This is a genomic window from Polaribacter sargassicola (assembly GCF_021991835.1).
Lineage (GTDB): Bacteria > Bacteroidota > Bacteroidia > Flavobacteriales > Flavobacteriaceae > Polaribacter > Polaribacter sargassicola.
Genome location: NZ_JAHDAU010000097.1, coordinates 1 through 346 on the forward strand (window position 1 = coordinate 1; position 346 = coordinate 346).

1 protein-coding gene is annotated in these 346 nt (G+C 69.9%); it reads right to left on the reverse strand.

The annotated features are described in order from the left end of the window. The coding region (locus tag KI686_RS17490) for an AAA family ATPase (protein WP_237590326.1) at positions 1-346 on the reverse strand (346 nt) is incomplete at both ends.

The following is a 346-nucleotide window of genomic DNA, read 5'->3' on the forward strand; positions in this document are numbered from 1 at the left end:
TGACCCGCTCGAGGTCGCTGGCGTCGTAGAACTCGAGGTGGCCGGTGAAGCCGAACCTGTCGCGCAGCGGATTGGGCAGCAGGCCGGACCTCGTGGTCGCGCCGACGAGGGTGAAGGGCGCGAGATCCAGCGGGATGCTGGTCGCTCCGGCGCCCTTGCCGACCATGATGTCGATGCGGAAGTCCTCCATCGCCAGATACAGCATCTCCTCGGCGGAGCGCGCCATGCGGTGGATCTCGTCGATGAACAGCACCTCCCCCGGTGTGAGGCTCGACAGCAGCGCGGCCAGGTCGCCGGCGTGCTGGATGGCGGGGCCGCTGCTGAGCCGCAGGGGGCGCCCGCTCTC